General features: G+C 49.7%; 11 protein-coding genes and 1 pseudogene. 6 read left to right on the top strand and 6 right to left on the bottom strand.

The window, feature by feature from the left end:
- Positions 1-1100: 1100 nt before the first annotated feature.
- From EGK14_RS17675 to EGK14_RS17665, 3 genes and pseudogenes are all read right to left on the bottom strand, one after another.
- Positions 1101-3234: pseudogene (locus EGK14_RS17675) on the bottom strand (DUF927 domain-containing protein).
- Complete coding sequence (locus tag EGK14_RS17670) at positions 3231-3452, bottom strand: hypothetical protein (protein WP_125290407.1); 222 nt, start codon at positions 3450-3452, stop codon at positions 3231-3233. Before EGK14_RS17670 ends, EGK14_RS17675 begins: the two are co-directional and overlap by 4 nt.
- Positions 3449-3706: a DUF4222 domain-containing protein gene (locus EGK14_RS17665; protein WP_125290427.1), complete on the bottom strand. Its 258-nt coding sequence runs from the start codon at positions 3704-3706 to the stop codon at positions 3449-3451. The genes EGK14_RS17670 and EGK14_RS17665 overlap by 4 nt, the downstream gene beginning before the upstream one ends.
- Before the next feature lie 47 nt (positions 3707-3753).
- On the opposite strand from EGK14_RS17665, the gene EGK14_RS17660 reads away from it, so the two are divergent.
- Positions 3754-4251, top strand: a complete 498-nt coding sequence (locus EGK14_RS17660; protein WP_125290406.1) for a hypothetical protein — start codon at positions 3754-3756, stop codon at positions 4249-4251.
- A gap of 50 nt (positions 4252-4301) precedes the next feature.
- Positions 4302-4898, top strand: a complete 597-nt coding sequence (locus tag EGK14_RS17655) for a hypothetical protein (protein WP_125290405.1) — start codon at positions 4302-4304, stop codon at positions 4896-4898.
- Between the two features lie 230 nt (positions 4899-5128).
- Here EGK14_RS17655 and EGK14_RS17650 read toward each other — a convergent pair whose 3' ends face one another.
- The 3 genes from EGK14_RS17650 to EGK14_RS17640 are packed head-to-tail and all read right to left on the bottom strand — an operon-like array spanning position 5129 to position 12095.
- Positions 5129-8377: a type I restriction endonuclease subunit R gene (locus tag EGK14_RS17650; protein ID WP_125290404.1), complete on the bottom strand. Its 3249-nt coding sequence runs from the start codon at positions 8375-8377 to the stop codon at positions 5129-5131.
- The gene (locus tag EGK14_RS17645) at positions 8374-9735 is read right to left on the bottom strand and encodes a restriction endonuclease subunit S (RefSeq protein ID WP_125290403.1); all 1362 of its coding nucleotides are present in this window, start codon (positions 9733-9735) and stop codon (positions 8374-8376) included. Before EGK14_RS17645 ends, EGK14_RS17650 begins: the two co-directional genes overlap by 4 nt.
- The gene (locus EGK14_RS17640) at positions 9735-12095 is read right to left on the bottom strand and encodes a class I SAM-dependent DNA methyltransferase (RefSeq protein ID WP_125290402.1); all 2361 of its coding nucleotides are present in this window, start codon (positions 12093-12095) and stop codon (positions 9735-9737) included. The genes EGK14_RS17645 and EGK14_RS17640 overlap by 1 nt, the downstream gene beginning before the upstream one ends.
- Before the next feature lie 370 nt (positions 12096-12465).
- On the opposite strand from EGK14_RS17640, the gene EGK14_RS17635 reads away from it, so the two are divergent.
- From EGK14_RS17635 to EGK14_RS17620, 4 genes are read left to right on the top strand one after another with little or no spacing between them, the layout of a single operon-like run.
- Positions 12466-14502 carry a hypothetical protein gene (locus EGK14_RS17635; protein ID WP_125290401.1) on the top strand — a complete coding sequence of 679 codons (2037 nt, stop codon included), beginning with the start codon at positions 12466-12468 and terminating at the stop codon, positions 14500-14502.
- The gene (locus EGK14_RS17630; protein WP_125290400.1) at positions 14499-15362 is read left to right on the top strand and encodes an OmpA family protein; all 864 of its coding nucleotides are present in this window, start codon (positions 14499-14501) and stop codon (positions 15360-15362) included. The genes EGK14_RS17635 and EGK14_RS17630 overlap by 4 nt, the downstream gene beginning before the upstream one ends.
- Positions 15359-16684 carry an EH signature domain-containing protein gene (locus tag EGK14_RS17625; RefSeq protein WP_125290399.1) on the top strand — a complete coding sequence of 442 codons (1326 nt, stop codon included), beginning with the start codon at positions 15359-15361 and terminating at the stop codon, positions 16682-16684. The genes EGK14_RS17630 and EGK14_RS17625 overlap by 4 nt, the downstream gene beginning before the upstream one ends.
- Positions 16681-19809, top strand: coding sequence for a DEAD/DEAH box helicase (locus EGK14_RS17620; protein WP_125290398.1), 3129 nt, complete (start codon positions 16681-16683; stop codon positions 19807-19809). The genes EGK14_RS17625 and EGK14_RS17620 overlap by 4 nt, the downstream gene beginning before the upstream one ends.
- Positions 19810-19815: the final 6 nt, after the last annotated feature.

Below are 19815 nucleotides of genomic sequence, written 5' to 3'. Positions count from 1 at the left end.
ATCGGGGAAAACGTCTATATTTGTCGCTATTTGCCGCCAACGCACGCCTTATGCGCTGATGCCAGTAATACTGTTTAGGCCGCGCTGGTGCATCCTCAGTGCTGTACGAACTGCGGGAAGGCATGAACCTTAAGATTATTAAAGATCGGATGTGCCACAACCTTACCATTTCTTACTATCGGGACCGCTTCGAACGCCGGGAAAATGTCGCAATTTGTCGCAATTTGTCGCAATTTGTCGCAATGCAGGCCAGTTTATTGGCTCACAAATCTTAGGGGCGAAAAGTGCGAATCGGCCTGCGAAAAACCTGTATAAATCTGTATATCGCTGGTGGAAACTTTTCGCAGTAACTGGGGGAAAAAAACCTTAGCATTTCTTAGCAAGTGCAATGGCTGTAAACCTTAATAAATCTATATATCCATCATGAGCAAAACAAGAGCTCATGCGGCTTTTCTGCCTACCCTGGCCGGGATAAATTCGCAGTTTGATTCGCAATTTTCATTCGCAGTTTTTGGGGCAAAATATTACGAATCGATACCGCAGTTTTGCCCCACTTTTTGCCCCAATTTCTGCCACTGCCGGGAGCTGCATTTGGTAGCCCGCCCAACTCAACTTTGCAACCGATGCGCACCGGAAAAATTAGCGGGTTCAGTGCTACCTTGCGTACTTCTGCACATCCTTTGATTCGATCCGGTATCGGCCAGTCATCGAGCCATCAGCGATTAGCCGTTAGAGTACTGCATTAACGGCCAGCCAGATTGCCGCCGTTTACTCTTGAAAACCTCTATAGATATACAAACAAGCTTATCCCACCTGTCCCATTTATCCCAAACGTTATAAATGATTAATTTAATTTAAATAAATTTTTATTTTCGGGATAAGTCGCCCTCATTTTGGGATAAATTGGCTCGTTTTCGGCTTGTCCCGGTGACCACGAGAGGTAAACTTGTCCCGGAATTGCCCTGACTTATCCCAAAAAGCCCTCAATCTGTCCCACTTTTATCCCGGTAAAACTAATCACCTTTTTAAATTACAATAAGTTAGTTATCAGTAAGTATGTCCGGGATAAGTGGGATAAGTCGTTTTATGCGCACGTATGGTTATTCGATTTCGCTTTCCTCCGTTTCAGGTGCGAACAGCAAGACATAAGTCCACACGCGGGCATTGTTAAGGTGCTTCAAGCGCGGTGTTCTTATCTGCCAGTTTTTACCGCTGGCAGGTTTTTTGAGCATTCCTGCTTCATGGAGTATCCGCGCGGTGGCGTCTTTGTTGTGACTCCCGGCAACAAATTTTTTAAACGGCGCGGGGAGAACGTAAAACAACATGGGATCGTCGTACCGACCACTGTTATCGCGATACCCCATCAGTTCGGGGATCGGCAAATCTCTCGGGTCATAATCCAGCGGGGCAAACCGGCTCATACCCCAGGCATTAAGAAACGCTCCGGCCTGCTCAATAATCTGCTGGTGCTCTTTGTTGCCGGTGCCAAACTCGGCCACCCAGGCGTTAAAGCTGTGCTGAACGGCATTCCGGCACGACTGCGCATCCCAGCCGGTGATATGGCCTGCCAGCAGCAATGCGGCCTCCATCACGGCAAAGCGTTCTCCGACACGGTGAACCTGCTCCCCGTAACTTTCAGGGATAAGACCGCGCCAGCGTTCCCGCGCTGCGCCTGTGGCTTCCCGAGCTTCCTGCTGGTGGACTGCAAGCCAGCGCACCCATTCACGCCCCGCCGCGCCGTGGTGGAGCAACCACGCATCACGCAGGGCATCAGCATGGGCCTTACCTGATGGCAGGCCATGTAACACCGTGGCCTTTACCAGAGGAACGTTAAGCAGGCGTACCAGTTGCCCCGCTTTGGGCCTGATGCCGTGGCTCAGCAGATAGGTTTCAATGTCCATTTCTCCGGTGCTTATGGTAACGGTGCGCCAGCGTTTTAATTCCCGGTTGCCGCCGTCTCTTGCCCCCTGTAGTTTTCCTGAACCGTTGAACAGCGTGTAGGCCGAGGTGGCCACTGATTTGGGGTCTGCTCCCTGTCCAACTTCATCCAGCGCCAGCAGGCCGTCATGGTGTGCCTGTGCTTCATTGGCAATACCCAGCGCCGTGCCGTACCACGTCAGGCGCAACATATCCGGGTTGCCGTAAAGGCTGCTGGCAATACTGGCCGTGGTGGTTTTACCTGAGCTGGACTGCTGGAAGAAATGCACACCGAACCCGTCAGCCCCTGCCAGTCCGATTAGCGGAGCCGCCAGCGCAGCAGCAACGCCCAGCATCATCGACGGATTGCCCGCCACCAGCGCGGCCACATTTTCACGCCAGCTCTGTGCGGTTCCCGCCACGGTATAACCGGAAGCCGTGGCACTGCGTCCGTGCAATATCACGCGCTTTTCACTGTCGCCGATGATTTCCCCGTCTGGCATGACGTAAACGCCGTGCTGCCAGCCGGACCGTGGCAACGCTCCACAGCTCCCCGTTGTCGCTGTCCGTAAGATGGTCGGCCAGAATGGCACGAAGATGGGTTTTGGCCGTGATACGTAGTCCGCGATTGCTCAGGCGTGACCAACCCTCACGATTGCCGATATCACCCGCTGCGATAGCTTCAGTTCGTTCCGGACGGTTGCCGGGTGGCTGCCAGCGCAAAACAACAAAATCAGTACCGTCACCCACGCCGGTCCCCAACACATCCACCCTGCCGCATAACCACTGGCCGGGGCGCTGAAGCTCTCCGGATTTATCAATTTTGGGAGTAACCCAGTACAGACCACCAGCGCGGGCCTCCACGCGAGGGGCCAGCTCGTCCAGCGGCGCACGATTGCCGGTTGCTTTGCGCATATCGTCAACCAGGCTTTCGCCGCGTTCGGACTGCTCACGCACCCTGGCTAAATATTCCCGCCAGTCCTCCGGCTGCTGGTCGGTGATCCCTTTGTACAGGGCCGCATTCTGTACCCCTTCCAGCGCCAGCTTTTCACCAATGGCGTTAATCATGATCGGCTCAATCTCACCAGCCAGATAGACGCGGGCGGCGCGGCGGCCCCTGTCGATAATGCGCAGGTTATCCAGCTCCGCCAGTTGCTTTGGCCCCAGATATATCGGCGGAATGGTGTCTCCGGCTATCTTTTTGCCGTAATCCTCTTCCCACGCGCTGGCGTGGCTCCAGGCATCCGCACCGGCAAAAATAACCGCCTCAGTGAGTTTATCTTTGGGCAGGTGCTTAACGTTCGGTGCAGATTTCATCGCTTAACGCTCCGGATAACCGCCTTATACGACCGCATTGCCGCTGGCGTCCTGCCGGTTATGGTGGCCGTTCTCAGTAATACCCCGGTGCTGGTAACGACCACTTCAGCAGACAGCGCCGCCGCATCCACAGCACAGTCCAGGCGTCGCCCTTCGGTCAGGAAAGCACGAAGGGTGATACAGGCGACTGAGCCATAATCCTGATAATCAATTTTCATGGTTGCCCCCGGCGACTATTGAGGATTAATTCCCGTAATTTTTTTGTTTTCTCCAGCGGGTGATTGCTGGCCCGCCAGGCAGAAAGATTTTCCGTGCTGGTGGCCAGCGGAATAAATTCCCGCCGCAGCCGATCCGGCGTGCAGGTGCAGGGATATTCGTACCCGTCCCGGATAAACGTCACCCGGTTAAAGGCAACCGCTGTAACAGTGATTTTCAGGCCGCTCCTGTCCTGCCATTTATCGCCGGGGCGGATTTCGGGCTAATGCCGAGGCGGCACTGCGGGCGGTAAGTGATGATGTCATGAATACTGACAGGCTGGCCGAGTGTGGTTTTCTGCGGACAGAAATTGCTGACGCGCCTGGAGTTCAGCTTGATACTGCAAGGCCAGAAGCACCGATGTGTGAACAAAATATCTCGGACCTAAAAAATGAAAATCTGTCACTTAAAGAAAAAATTGAGGCGCTGGAAAAACGTCTGGCTGCCCCTATAGAAAAAGCCGAAACTTATGCAGCTAAACGGGAAGAGTTTTTCATCGCTGTTATAGCCAGTTTGTACGACAAAAACAGACTCACTTCTGCAAAGGGTTTACTGCCAAAAGCACCGGAGCTTTTGAGGTTGGTCGAAAGTAAGATCCCGCTATTCTGGCCAGCGGAAGGATGTTTTCCAATGATTGAAGAGCAATGCCTGAAAAATCTTCGGGAAACGATTATCCTGCTTGAACGCGACGTGACTGATCTTCATCAATTGCGGGCTGAAAAGAGACAGATGCAAAAAACAAGAAAAAGTAAATTATCTTAGTCAGTAGGATAGCAAAGGTCACCAAGGTATCTTTCCCGGGTATCGAGATTGTGCCACTAACTGATGAACAGCGTCTGCAAAGAAAGAAGCACCTGCATGCTCTGCCTGCAACGCTGGATGAGTTGTTTGAGCTTTTCCTGTTGCCTGCCATAGAGTGCGACGTGCATTACAAGGACTACAACTTCTGGAGCGATACGTGGCGCATCCAATGGGCTTACCACAAACAAAATTATCGTCGCGAAGCAATTTTAAGTGGCATAACGCAGCAGCAATATGCACAAGCGCGTAAGCTCCCTCAACGTGTGATGTATGACAACTTGCATAAATGCGGTGGCGCGGCAATCCGTGTGCTGTTTTGGGTTCATCATCGTCGACAGTTCCACCAGCAGCGGCGGCTTACGGTTCAGGAATATATTTCTGAGCACCAGCTTCCTCAACGTACAGCGCATCGTCAGTTGTCGCGACAGCCAATGAGTGATATCTGGGCTCAGCATTTTGATAACTATTACAGTGATGCATGGCTGAGACATTGTAACGTCAGAGAGTATGCAGGTTTCTACGGTTTGAACGTTACTACGGCCCGCCAGTATCTGTTTAACTTTCCCATCGGGCTTTTTGACCCAATGTTGATTAAACCCTGGATGTGATTTTTCAAGACATCGCTGAAGAATATGATCATGAATTCTGATCACTGGATAATGATCAAAAGCGTCAAACGGTAAACAACGCAATGATCATGAATTGAATATCAGTAAGCGTATAACGCTAGAACGATTTTTCGTTGATATGCTACATCAAACCATTGACCAGAAGCCGTTAGCAGCACATCAACGAATGAGCTTAAAGAGTTGATTAAGGCTGAGCCCAGCCTTAGATTTCAAGCCCCTTTCAACATATCAAACACCACCCGAGCAAAGCCCTTCGCCAGTTCAGGATTGGAGAGATATTGCACCATCATCTCCTGCTGGGCTTCGTTGCTGTCCATAACGGCATCATCAATGGCTTTCGGAAAATCACCTAACATCGCCTGTTCGCGCGTATTATTCGCAATCTGGGTCATCACAGCCTGGTTTTCTGACAGCTTGTCGCGCACCGCGAAGGCATAATTGATCATGTCTTTATCGGTGAGATTATCGGTGACAAATAGCTCATTAAGGCGAGACAGAATATTCGACAGAAACTCTTCTTTCTTGTCCTTCGGCTTCGCCGTACCGACATCATTCCCCGGCTTGATTTTGTATTCTTCAGCATCCTCTTGCAGCTTCAGGTGCTGTTCGTGAAGCTTCGACAGGCGATAATGACTCATCTCCACGCTGCTTAAATCAATCTCATCTTCTTCGATACGCTGTTCATGCAGTAACGGGCGCAGATGGCGTGCAAACAGGCTCAGCTTCTCCAGGTTCTTGTCGTCGTAATCGACGATTTGCGACATAAACTCGTAAAAGCGGACAAAGCTGCCGAGATCTTTTTTGAAGATATCCAGCTTACTTTTTTCTTTCTCGCAGTCCTTAAAGGTGTTTTCCGCATTGGTGATCAGCACAACATCGCCAGTCTTCTTGGTGCGCTCAAACATTTCTTTGGCCAGCACATACGCATCAATCGCCGAGGTGTAGCGGTTTTTCCAGCGATCCACCGCAGGTTTGCAGATATTACTAATAGCCGCGTTAGATTTGTTTTTGCTGAAGAATGCTTCGCAGAACTGCTCGACTTCTTTCCACAGGAAAATACCGTTGGTACGCAGCTTTTCAAACAGTTCAAAAACGAGCTGCGGATCGCTAACATCCGTTAGTTCCGCCGTCTGGTAGTACGGCTGGAAAGCCCCCAAAATTTCGTCAGGTTCGTTGTAGAAATCGAGCACAAAGGTTCCGGACTGTGCCTTCCCCGGATAGGTACGATTCAGGCGCGACAGCGTCTGCACACACTCCACGCCGCCCAGTTTTTTATCCACATACATGGCACAGAGCTTAGGCTGGTCAAAACCGGTCTGGAATTTGTTGGCCACCAGCATCACCTGGTAGTCGTCGGTATCAAATGCTTTGCGCATGTCGCGGCCTTTGAGGCCTGGGTTCATATTGATTTCAGTGAACTTCTGGTTAAGCAGCGCAAGGCTGTTGTGGTCATCTTCATGGAATTCTACTTCCCCGGAGAACGCCACCATTGCGCTGATCTTGTCGTAGTTGTGCCGGGCGATGTATTTATCAAACGCCAGCTTGTAGCGCACCGCAGCCTTACGCGAACTGGTCACCACCATAGCTTTCGCCTGGCCAGCCAGTAAATGCATCACATGCTTGCGGAAGTGCTCAACAATTACCTTCACTTTCTGCGACACGTTATGATCGTGCAGCGAGACCCACTGGTTCAGTTTGATTTTGGCTTTTTTGCTGTCCACTTCCCGGTCAGGATCGTCCAGCTTTTGCAGCAGCTTATACGCCACTTTGTAGTTGGTGTAGTTCTTCAGCACATCAAGAATAAAGCCCTCTTCGATGGCCTGACGCATGGAGTAAACGTGGAACGCTTCCGGTTTGTTAGTTTTGGACGCCGGTTCCTGCGGATTAGGACGACGGCCAAACAGCTCCAGTGTTTTGGCTTTTGGCGTGGCGGTGAAGGCGTAATAGTTGAGGTTGCTGCTGCCTTTACGTGCGGCAACGGTGGCGTCCAGAATATCCTCTGAAGACATTTCCACATCGTCATCCGCCTCTTCAGTCATCAGCACTTCTTTCAGCTGCCGCGCCGTAGAACCGCTCTGCGAGGAGTGCGCTTCATCGGCTATCACAGCGTATTTGCGCTGCTTGAGGCTGACGCTGTTTTCAATCGCCTTCAGGACAAACGGGAAGGTCTGAATGGTGACGATAATGATCGGTTGCGAGTTTTCCAGCGCACTCGCCAGCTTCTCTGATTTTGAACCGTCGCCTTCTTTGTTATTGATACGCCCGACCACACCATCCTGATGCTCAAACTGATAGATGGTGTCCTGCAGCTGATCGTCCAGCACGGTGCGGTCCGTCACCACAATAACCGAGTGGAACTGCTTCTCGCCATTTTCATCATAGAGACGGGAAAGCTGGTGGGCCGCCCAGGCGATAGAGTTCGATTTGCCCGATCCCGCACTGTGCTGGATCAAATATTTATAGCCGGTGCCTTCCACCGTTGCGGCGGTAATCAGTTTGTTCACCACATCCCACTGGTGATAGCGCGGGAAAATCAGGCTCTCGCTTTTGTACTTCAGGCCAATGGCGTTTTCTTTTTCGACGATTTGCAGATGCACAAAACTGGCGAGAATTTTCAGCAAATTGTCCGGCAGCAGCACCTCATTCCACAGGTAGCTGGTGGCGTAGTCGTTAGCATCTTCCGGGATGTCATTGCCCGCGCCGCCGTCATGAGTCCCTTTGTTAAACGGCAGGAAGAAAGTTTTATCGCCATCGAGTTTGGTCGCCATAAACACTTCGTACTGGCTGACGGCAAAGTGCACCAGCGCGCCACGTTTAAAGGTCAGCAGCGGCTCGGGTTTATTAGTGCCCGGGTCCTTTGGCAAACGCGTTTTCTTATACTGCGTAATGGCGTTTTGCACTGTCTGCTTAAATTCAGACTTCAGTTCCAGGGTCGCTATTGGCAGGCCATTAACGAACAACACCAGGTCGATTCGCCATTTCTTCGCCTTAACGCCCGTTTCTTCAAATGCGGCGCTCGACGCATGTGGGCTGTAAACCAGCTCCGGCACGATGCGGCAGATATTATGTTTGTAGCGCGTCAAGGTTTCCGGATTGAGGTTATGTTCCGGCTTAAACTGGCACAGGGAAAAACGCGCATTATGGCTTTTGATGCCATGACGCAGCACGCCGAGCGTACCGTAAGTGCGCGACAGCATATCGGTGGCGTTGATATCCGCTTTTTTCAGCTGCGCCACCAGCGTATCGAGGAAATGACGCTCGGTGTCGCTGGGATAAATTTTGGCAAACTTCTCCCATTCCTGCGGCTGCGTGGTCTGCACGAAGGTCAGTGCATCCTGCGAATACAGCGCACGTTCGCGATCGTAGCCGTCGGTTTTGCCACGAACCCAGCCCTGTCCCTCCATTTGAGTGATTATCTCATTCTGGAAAATCAGCTCTTTGGTGCTGTCCATGCTCATGCGGTGGCCTCCTGTGGCTCCTCAACGTCCTGCGTATCTGGCGCAACCCAGTCGCGGACGTCGATTTTTCCGGTGACGGCGGCGGAGATAAGGGCGGTGCGGCGTTCCTGGAGTAAGGCAATGCTATTTTTTACCTTATTAATCAAAGCGATAAAATCATCATTTTTTCTAGAGAGATACCGCGCTATCTCTTTTTGTTCCTCGAGCGTGGGAACTGGAATTTCCATGCTATTAAGGTTACCAATAGTTAACTGATTAATAGTTGAAGTTAAAAAAGATCCAGACTGATAATCAAATAGCGGGGAATTTAAAACCCAAAAAATGTATGTGTTTATTTGACTTCTGAATATAGCCATGAAAGCACCAAATGCCATTCCTTCAGCATCTTTGCTAATAAGAGCATTTTTCCCGATTAAATTACGGCTGCCATTTCTCGAGCAGATAAGTAAATCATTTTCTTTTACTAGAAATTGTTCAGGGATGATACTATCAACGTAGACATTATCATCAAAGCAAAGGCTTGAGTTTTGAATATTTGATGACCTTAATACTAAAACACCTGATTCTTGATCAGTTATGTTTTCTGGAGAATAAGTTAGACCATTTCTTGCACTACCAATATAAGCTAACCTTTTCATTTCCCAATGGCTAGGGATTTCCCCCAACCACTCTACACCAGAATCTTTCATCGGCACACCAGGGTTTAGCCCTTTGGTGACAGCATGGCTAATCACTGCCTGACGTTTTTCTTTCAGTAGTTCAATCAGTTGCTGTTGCTTCTCGATTAGGTTATCGATTTTTGCGGTTTCGTGATCTAAAAAGGCAACGATAAATGCTTGGTCGTTTAATGCGGGGGCAGACACTTTCAAAGATGAAACTTTTTCTTGATTTATATTAGGCTGCCCTCCACCAGAGGAAAGACGAATAATGTCAGTCCTATATGCCTGCAACCAAAAATAAAGATATTGATTGTTAATGACTTTAGACTTCGTCATTACGCAACATGCTTGATTAGTTGTTGCATCAACACCAAGAATACCTAATCTTCCAATTGTTGCTCCATACATAGCAATAACTACAGAGCCTGCTGGATGGATTTTTAAAGCAGAAAAAATCTGTAAGGTAGATTCCTTAACCTTCTTATCAGTGTCATAAATAATTTTTTCTCGAAGTTCACCAGTTGTAACCCATGGTATATCTCCTTGAAAATAAGATTCATTATCCGAGGTCGGGGTTGTCCCTGAACCAATAACTTCATAAGCATGTGATAATTTCCACATTTGCCATGATGTTGGGATCGTCCCCAACCACTCAACCCCAGAATCCTTATACTCCGGATACGCTTTATACTTAGCCATCAGGAATGGACCTCCTGCAGCAGCTTCATAATCTCGGCGCTGACCGCATCCAGATCGGCATCAATCTCTTCCAGCGGACGCGGTGGCTGATAGACATAGAAATGGCGGTTAAATGGAATCTCGTAACCAACAATCCCCACCTCACCATCTTTCGCATCACGCTTATCGGCGTTGATCCAGGCGTCATTCACGTGCGGAAGTACTTCCGCTTTGAAGTAGTTTTCAATCAGGTCGCTGGTGGATACTGCTGTATTCAGCGGCACGTTTTCATTATCACGCAGCTCGCCGTCCTGTTCGAACTCAACCACTTTGCCTTTGTACTCAAATGCCCCGTACAGCGGCTGAACGGCTTCTTTCAGAACCTTCTTCACCACCGGCTCTGCTTCCGGGTTTTTCGTTGTGATAGCCTCGATAAACTGTTTGTTCTCTTTCGCATCCAGCTTCACGCCGGCTGTTTTGATGGCCCCTTTCAGGGTCAGCTGGAACTGGTTGAAGTCGTTGCTCACCAGCATTTTACCACCCGCCTGCGTACCCAAAGCCGTCTGAATCTGCTGTGCTTTTTCCATCAACCCGCGCTGTGCCAGCCACAGTTTGCTGTCGAGCAGGTCTTTAATCTGCTTCTCTTTCAGCTCGGCAAATTCGGCTTTGATGATGGCGCGCGCATCGGCTTCCAGTTCGGAGAAATCACCGTAGTTATCCGCCTGCCATTGGGCTGCGAACTCTTCATACAGACGTTCCATTGGCGCATTAAACGGCTTCGGCGCAAAGCGCAGAGTCGCAATCGCCTCATCCGTGACTTGAGCAGATAACCGCAGCGGGCGTTCAATGGTCAGGCGGCGATAGCCAAAATCGGTGCTGTTAAAGATCTTGCTGGCGAAGGTTTTCGGCGCTTCGGTTTTAGCAGAGGCAGGCTGACGACCACGGCTGGATTTTTGCTCCGCAGCTTTTTCCAGACCCAGTTCTTCCAGGGTTGTGGCATCCACCACCTCAAAATCACCGAAGGTTTGAGTAATGATTTTTCGATAAGCTTTGTTTATTCGATTTCGCTTGGAGCCTAGAGATTTTCGCATCTTGATATACAAGTTGCTGCCGTCGATCAACTGTACTTTGCCTTTACGCTCAGGCGCTTTCTTGTTAGAGAGGATCCAGACGTAGGTGGCAATACCGGTGTTATAGAACATGTCCGTCGGCAGCGCGACAATCCCTTCCAGCAAATCGGCTTCCAGAATGTAGCGACGGATCTCGCTCTCACCGCTGCCCGCACCACCGGTAAACAGTGGGGAACCGTTAAGGATAATCCCGATACGCCCGCCGTTGCTCACTGTGCCATCCACGTTGTGGTTGTCGCGCATTTTGCTGATCAGGTGCATCAGGAACAGCAGCGAGCCGTCAGAAACACGCGGCAGGCCCGGGCCAAAGCGACCGTTAAAGCCCTTCTGCGTATGCTCGTCGTTAATCTCACCCTCAATCTTCTTCCAGTCCACGCCAAACGGTGGGTTAGAAAGCATGTAGTCAAACTGGTCCTGCGGAAGCTGGTCGTTAGAGAGGGTGTTACCCAGCTTAATGCGGCTGACGTCCTGACCTTTGATCAGCATGTCGGCTTTACAGATAGCGTAGGATTCCGGGTTCAGCTCCTGGCCAAAGGCACGCATCACTGCGTTAGGGTTCAGCTCGTGCACATATTCCATGCCTGAAGAGAGGAAGCCACCGGTCCCGGCCGTAGGGTCGTAAATGGTGCGGATGATGCCGTCCTGCGTTAGCGCTTCATCATCTTCCATAAACACCAGCGAGGTGGTCAGGCGTACGATATCGCGTGGCGTAAAGTGTTCACCGGCGGTCTCGTTGGAACTTTCCGCAAAACGACGGATAAGCTCTTCAAACACCAGGCCCATATCATGGTTGGAAATGGCTTTCGGGCTCAAATCGGTGGTAGCGAATTTCTTTACCACTTTAAACAGCAGGTTGGCATCTTCCAGCAGACCGACAAACTCACCGAATTTGAAGTGTTCGAAGATCTCACGCGCATCCGGTGAAAACGCCTGCACATAGCTTTCCAGGTTGGCTTTGATGTCATTCTGCCCCATTTTGCCCAAATCCATCTTCGAGGTGTTGAAGAAGGAAAATGTGCTGGTGCGCAGCAGAAACTTCTCTTTCGCATCTTCCGGCAGCGGGCTGGTTTTTAATTCATCATATTTCGCCACCACCGCGTCTTTAGTCTCCGCCAGCACACACTCAAGACGGCGCAACAGCGTAAAGGGCAGGATCACTCGCCCATACTGAGACTGTTTGAAATCACCGCGCAGTAGGTCAGCGACAGACCAGATAAAGGCAGCCGTTTGCGAAAAATTTTTGTCAGACATAGGAATTCCGGAAAAACGTTGAATACACTACCTGCCGCATGCGGTCGACAGCCTGTCGAAACGGCAAACGGAGGGCAATAAATGAGATGGGTAAAATCATACATCGCATGTGCGCAAGCACAAGCACCAAATTTCCCTCTGTAAATCTTCCCCTTAGCTTCAGAAACCCCCTGAAAAACTAATGCTTCCCTTTAAATCCACCGGCCAAGGTTGCGGAAAAAGCCAATTAATTTGTTGATTATTAAAAGTAAAAATGTAGAACTCACACTTCTTCTTAAGACGTGCTGTTAAGATAGATAAGAATAATGAAATATATTAGAGTATTCCCAAAAGAAACACTCCCCTTCTTATTGTTATCTATGGTGTAAAAATGGATTCGCTGCTGCTTCCCGGCGTGCTGGTGCGTAATGGCATTTTGTCTATCGCTTCAGTTTTAAAAAATGATGCTGCCCCTGGATTTGTAACTATCCTGCTGGTTGCCACGCTTTGCTTTGCCGTTGTCCGCTGGCGCAAGCTGGTAAAACGTCGCCGTAAGGCTCTTAGCAGTATCCACAGCATTATCGTAAACACGCCTGAAGATCAGTTCAGCCAGCATGTGACTGAAATCGACGCCAGCATTGCGGCAGCCGATAAAACGGAAGAACAAAAAAATGTAGCAGAAGCATGGAAAGAATATCGTGAAACCCATGTGATTGACGATCGGGACGGGCCTCCTGTGGTGCGCAATGCGGTCCGTCCCAGCCAATTTTTTAATCTGGATGACCTGCACTTTACGCAAGGCTTCTGGCGTATCGTTCCGGGGCTGTTTGTAACTATAGGGCTATCCCTCACCTTTCTGGGCCTGATTTCTGCGCTTAACTCAATGAGTACTTCTCTGGATGACGGCGGGAGTGCAGCCTTAGAGGGTTTACTTACCATCGCTTCAGCAAAATTCATCATGTCCCTGACCGGTCTCTGCTGTTCGATTGTCTTTACCGTAGCTTTAAGACGCGGTACGTCACATTTAGAAAAAGCGGTTCATGGCCTTAATAGCCTGATTGAAAAGCGTCTGACGTTTATTAGCCTCGAAGACCTTTCTATTCGCCAGTTGAAAGCCACCATCGAGAGCCGTGAGCATTTCCGCAAGCTGGGACTGGAAATGGCTGCTGAGATTGGCCGTCCGCTGCGCGAAGACCTTCCAAGAGCGATCTCTGAGTCCATTAGTACGGCTATTACGCCGGTTATCGAGCAGGTCAGCCGGTTGGGAAACGATGGTGTGGGAGAAATGGTACAAAACCTCTCCTCACGTTTTTCTGAAGATGTTGGTCGGGCTCTGGCACAAGCCAGCGAACGTATTTCCCTGGCAGGAGACCAGATTAAATTGCTGGCTGAGCGTATGGATCAAAGCTCCGGAAAAATGGGCAACGAAATGGAAGGCGCAATTGGACGCTTAGGCCAGGCGGTGGAAACATTGCGTGATGGTATGCAGCAAACGGCAGATACAGCAACATCAGCATTTAATCAAGGTGCCGAAAATCTGTTGGCGACCATGAACTCAACCCTGCAAGGCATCAAAGACAATACCGGTGAGGGTGCGCGAGCCATGGGCGAAGCGGCTGCCGATATGAAAGCCGCCGCTCTGGGTATTCGTACCGAACTCGAAACTGCCGCAAAACAGGGAGCTGAAGCGGCACAGGCCCGCCTGTCGGAATCAGCGTCACAAGCAAGCGAAGCTATTGGGCAGGCTGCTACACAAGTACTGGGTGCTTTTGGCAATACCGCAGGTGAAATTACCAAAGCCACTGAAGCGATGACACAGAAAGCCAGCAGCGAACTGCTTTCCCCTCTTTCTACTATTGCAGAAAAACTGGAAGACGTGATGGGTATGCTGACCGAAACCAGCACTGCATTACGCCGCGCTTCTGATGGGATTAAAGAAGGTGCTGTCGCCTCGGAGAACGCTTCAGGTAGCTTCCGCACATCTGCACAATCATTGGCCAGCGCCGCCGATCCGATTCGGGCGATGATGGAGCGTATTGAAGTCAGCACGCGCCAGCTGCGTGAGAGCAGTGAGAATAGCCTGTCGGCTATCGCTCAAGCCGCTAAAACCAATGCTGAACAATCTGCAATGACGCTTTCAGCTGCACAAGAGACACTGGGTGGGCAACATCGTGCGGTTGAATCCACGCTGACTAATCTCCAGTCTTTGATTGCGGCTTTACGCGGTCAGGGCGAACGTCTGGATGGCATTGACGAGAAACTTGGCAAGGCATTCGACAGCTACCAACAGCAAGTTGCCACATCGGTTGAAACGCTCTTCGATCATGTCAAAACCTTGCAGAATGAACTCATGCCAGCATTGGACACAATGCAGAGCATTGTCGATCAGGCTGAAAACTTCGCGCCGAAACAAGGGCGAATCTCATGAGAGCCAACGCCAGCCGTAAGCGCTCACATGAAGAGGAAGAAGAGTCCGTTTTTGTCTCGATGACAGATATGACGGTCAGCTTTCTTTTCATTGTCATGGTGCTGCTCGCTTTTTTTGCCAGCCGTTACAACGATAAAAACACCGTCCCGCGTGATGAGTATGAACAGGCGATACAAACACGCGATAAAACCATCGTGGATTTACGCGCTGAGATCGCATTGTTAAAGCAGGTTGATCCGCTGGAACAGTATATGTCGCAGGCTGCTGCTGCCCGGCTCAACTTACTCTATCAATTGCGCAATAATCTAAAGCAGTCGTTTCCTGAACTGCCGGTTGATGTCATTCCTGAAGAAGGCACACTGCGCTTTCAGGGGGAAGGTTTGTTTATCAGCAATAGCTATACGCTAAGCGACGATAAGCGAAAAATCGTCGAAGCATTGGCGAAGACGCTCGATTCCCTGCTGCCCTGCTATACCTTCAGCCAAAGCGTCGGATGGGATAAAAGCTGTAATCCTTCGTTTGCCATTATTGAAGCGGTACAGATTGAGGGGCACACCGATTCCAAAGGCGAAGATGTTTATAACCTGAACCTTTCGACTAACCGAGCCATCACCACGTTTACCAGTATGCTTGCCGCAGCGCCAGACCTGGTCGCACATTTTAATATGCGCAGCCAACCCGTTCTTTCTGTGGCAGGCTACGGTAAAATGCGTCCGGTGAAGCCGAATGACACACCGCAAAATATGGCGATGAATCGCCGTATCGATCTCCGCATCATTATGCATACCCCGGCCAATGCAGCGGAAATTGAAGACATCCGCAAACGCTTGATCGCCCCCCTGAAGAAGAGGCCGCTATGAAATTAAGCGATATCTTCCTGAAACCCGTGACCCTTTTCAAGCCAGCAATTGCTGTATCGAAAGGTTTAACGGTAAAGATCCAGGCCATTCATGTGCGCTGGCCCGATGTCGTCAAGGAGATTGCGGAGCGCGATCGTGAAAAGGTGTTACGCAAGCTGCTTGATTATGTGGAGCGCTGGGAATGGAATGATGTAAAGATGTCCTTTATCTGTTCAGGCGCACCGATTGTTTTTGATAAAGAATTCAGAAATCAGGACGAGTTTGCTGTGCTGCAAGCGTTTTATCTGCGGGAAACTATTGTTACGGATTCAGCGCCATTTATTTCTGCAATGATATCGGCCTATATCCGTAGTTATGAACCGGGTTCACCACACACAAACAAAATCAAAAATTGTCTGGATATCGCCAGAGAACATATGAGCGATAAGTGGAAAGATATTGTCGAGCAACTACCCGAATTCTTTGACGCTAGCCAGGCGCATCAGGCCCTGGCAAAAAGAATGGTTGAAATGGATTCACCGTGGAGAGAGCTTAAAAAATTTGGTATTACACGCCCGCACGATCCGGGGTTAATGTCGCATGCTCATCTGGCCTATATAACATTGCTGGCACCTGGGTTGAATGATAGACCCGCTATTGAGAAGCTGTTTGCCTGGTTAAAACCTGATGGCAGAGGGGGTGCTTTGATGAATGGCGCAGCGGAAGCCATCAACGCACTGTTATCACACTGGTTATATAAACAACCCGATGAAGAGCTTTCTCGCTATCTGACCGAAACGCTGGTGGCCTTTTATGATGACCCGCGTCTGAGCCGCGGTGGCGTATGGGGAAGCGTAGATGAAGCCTGTCGAAACCTGATTATAAACTGGCTCACACGCGAAAATATTCTGTTCTTTTTAGATGTAGTTTCTGACGTTGAAGATAGCCATATGTGGGAGCCCCGACGCAAGTTCTGGCTTAATTTATACCATCAGGACAAAATTGACTCAGCATGGGTGGCTTTCAGTGCTGAAGCCGATATGCGGGCCAGATCGATAAAAAAGACTATGCGAGAAAGTGCGACCTTAACCTTCGGACGGCAAGTTGCTGGCAGCCGAAAAAACACCTCATTGCTAATTTTAAAAATTGGACGCTGCATTGTGGTCGAAGGATCACATAATTATAAAGTTCATATCTTTAGTAGCGATAACAAAAAAGCGCCTGAACTCTTCCGATTGACATATGACTGCGAACATATTCGCATGTTACCTAATCCGGTCGCTATTCCACACTTAGGTGGCTGGCAGGAAAAAGTGCGTGAACAAATTGAGTATCTGTCATGACATTTGCTTTCAATCATAATGCAGAAGCGATTACCCTCAATATTGCTGAAGAAAAACAGAACTTCATTCATCGTCTGTTTAAAAGACAGCAACCTGCGACTTTGTCTGGCCTGACACATAACGATCGCGCCTTAGCTTTCGCTATCGCCGATCTGAAAGCGCTGGCAGAAGAATTTGAAGAGCCTTTACACATCAGTGATGACGCTATTGTGATGGGTCATCATCTGGCAGGCCGACTGGACGCCGAAACGGCGCAGACGCTGGGCCTCCCCCCTCTCGTCGATCTGACGTTGAAAACTGATATCGAAGGCTCACTCGGAAGCGATACCTTTCGCCTACAGCATGAATGGCTACGCAACGGTGTTCGCCAGCTACCACACCGGACCGGATCAATTTTAACCACATCTCAAGGGCCACGCCGGTTGCCCTTGTGGATGATGGAGACTGTTGAAGTTGCCGAAAACTTTACGCCAGGCGGTGGAGAAGCATCGGACTGGGAATCGCTGGCGCGCTTCCGTCAGGCCCTTGATCCTGGCGTCCAGATGAGCCATGAAATTAATGCCGTTCGTGTCTCGCTGACCGACTTTATGCAAGGTTTAGAAGTTCGCATTGCCGATCGTTTTTCTATTTCCACCAGCTCAAAGGGCGCTGATGATTTTGAAATCATCCCATTTTCTGGTAAGAATCTGGAAGAGCTGGAAAGCAGCGGAGAAGCGATTAGCGAGTCTGCAGGTGAGCTAAGTGAACAAACGTTACGTCGGTTCCAACAACGTGTCAGGACTCAAGGGGCGCTTTCCGCTTACCGTGTTGGCGAAGGCAATTATCTGGTCATTGACCGCAGCGCTCGTCCCATTCTTGATGTCATGGTGGAAAAGCAAAAGTCTTCACCTGAAGAACGACGCGCTTTTATTGAAAATCCACGACCTGCAATTACTAATGCTGTTGAAAAATACTTAAGACAATCGGGCAAGCTGGATGGTCTTGACGATGTGGGTGAAGAAGAAGCAATTGAAGCCGCAGCAGGTCCCGCATTTGTCGAAACCGTTGAATATTCCGAGCGTGTTAAAGGTATTTTGCATTACCGAAAAGGTGCTGTTTCTACGCCCATGACCGGAGAAACGGTCTGGTTGCCTGAGGTAATCCCTGATGCCCTGACCAACATTCTCGCTGCGATGGATAGCCAGGCGCTGGCAAGCGTCTGCGATCAGTTGCGTAATGCTATAGATGCATCTCAGGATGAAGTTGAGATTGCGTCTCATCCTGTTAAAGTGACAGAAGAGACATTACGCGCATTGGAGAAACGTCTGGCGAACCTTATCGAGATAGAAGGTTCAGCAGAAGCAGCGGATAGCGAAGATAAGATCGCTATTGATGTTCAACCTCCAGCTACGGTAATCCTGGATACTAAAGACAATTTTGAAGAACTGTTCTGGCAACCTGATCTAAAAAAACGCTCCGTTTTCATTGATGAGCAACTTCCCGCAGGCGTTAAAACAGCATTGCGACCGCATCAGCTGGAGAGCTTTAGCTTGCAGCTTTCATCATGGAAGTCAGGCATGCCAGGCATTTTGAACGCAGATGAGCAAGGCTTAGGGAAGACACTTCAAACCATCGCATTTCTACGCTGGTTGAAAGAGAACAATAACGTCAGCACTGCCAGCAATAAAGAGCGCGGACCAATACTTATTGTTGCTCCTACCTCATTGCTGGAAAACTGGAATGCTGAGGTCAGGCAGCATACTGATAGTGACGGACTTGGTCATTTGCTGCGCCTCTATGGTTCATCGCTAAGCCACTATAAAAATTTCGATGCTAAAGGTGTCGAAACAAAAGATGGCAATACCTTACTGAATTTTCAGCAGTTGCATGAGTCAATCAGGGAAGGAAAAGGCCATCGTTTCTGGATATTAACGACCTATACAACGCTGACTAACTACCAGCACTCTTTTGCGAAGATCCATTTCTCGGCCGTGGTATTTGATGAAATACAGGCGGTCAAAAATCCTGACTCACTACGGGCTCGCGCCGCCCGCGCCGTTAATGCTGACTATCGAATTGGTCTGACAGGCACACCGATTGAAAATACCACGACCGATTTATGGGCGGTCATGGACCAATTGGCACCCGCTTCTCTGGATACGTTGCGTAACTTCAACAGCCTGTATAGCGAACCTGATGAACAGAATATGCTTCAGCTGTATCAGCAAGTCTTTGCACCTCGCAATCAAATGCCACCTTTAGCGTTCCGCCGTTTAAAAGAAGATGTTGCGAAAGAATTGCCTGCAAAAACACGCTTTCTTCATCCGCGCCTTATGCCTGAAGGGCAAGCTATTGCCTACGAAACAGCCCGGTTAAAATTATCTCAGGGAGGTCCCGGCGCTGCACTTAAAATGCTGCAGCATATCCGCGGCGTTTCAGTACATCCGGCCATGGAAATGAGCGGCGATAATCAAACATTTATTGATGCCTCTGCGCGCCTGAATGCATGTTTTGAGATTCTGCATCATATCAAAGCAAAAGGTGAGCGTGTTCTGGTTTTCATCGAACACCGCAAGATGCAGTTCCGATTTATGGAACTGGTTCGCCAGGAATTCGGCCTTGAGCATATTGATCATATCAACGGCGATACGCCGATTCAGAAGCGCCAGGCTATTGTGCGTCGATTCCAGCAGCATCTTGAGCACGATCGTGGCTTCGACCTGCTTGTGCTCGGCCCTAAAGCAGCCGGAACGGGTTTAACGTTGACTGCCGCAACACATGTCATTCACCTGTCTCGCTGGTGGAACCCTGCTGTTGAAGAGCAATGTAATGATCGTGTACATCGTATCGGCCAACGGTATCCAGTCCAAATTCATATGCCAATGGCCATACATACCGGCTATCAGGAACATTCTTTCGACTGTTTACTCCAGGGGCTTATGTCACGCAAACGAAGTTTAGCGCGAGCGGCCCTCTGGCCAATGGGTGACAGTGCTAGTGACATCTCACAGCTACAGGCAGCTTTAAGAAAAGACAAGTCTGAGGCGAGTGGAGATATTTTAGAAACAAGCATCCGAATGATGTTTGAAAGAGATGTTGAAACTGATGGTACACGAATGGATGACGGTTCATATCGAATCAGTTAGCTTCGT

It is taken from the genome of Erwinia sp. 198 (assembly GCF_003937915.1).
GTDB classification, from domain to species: Bacteria; Pseudomonadota; Gammaproteobacteria; order Enterobacterales; family Enterobacteriaceae; genus Erwinia; species Erwinia aeris.
Note: the sequence above shows the minus strand (reverse complement) of the source record. Positions and strands in the feature narration are given on the sequence as shown.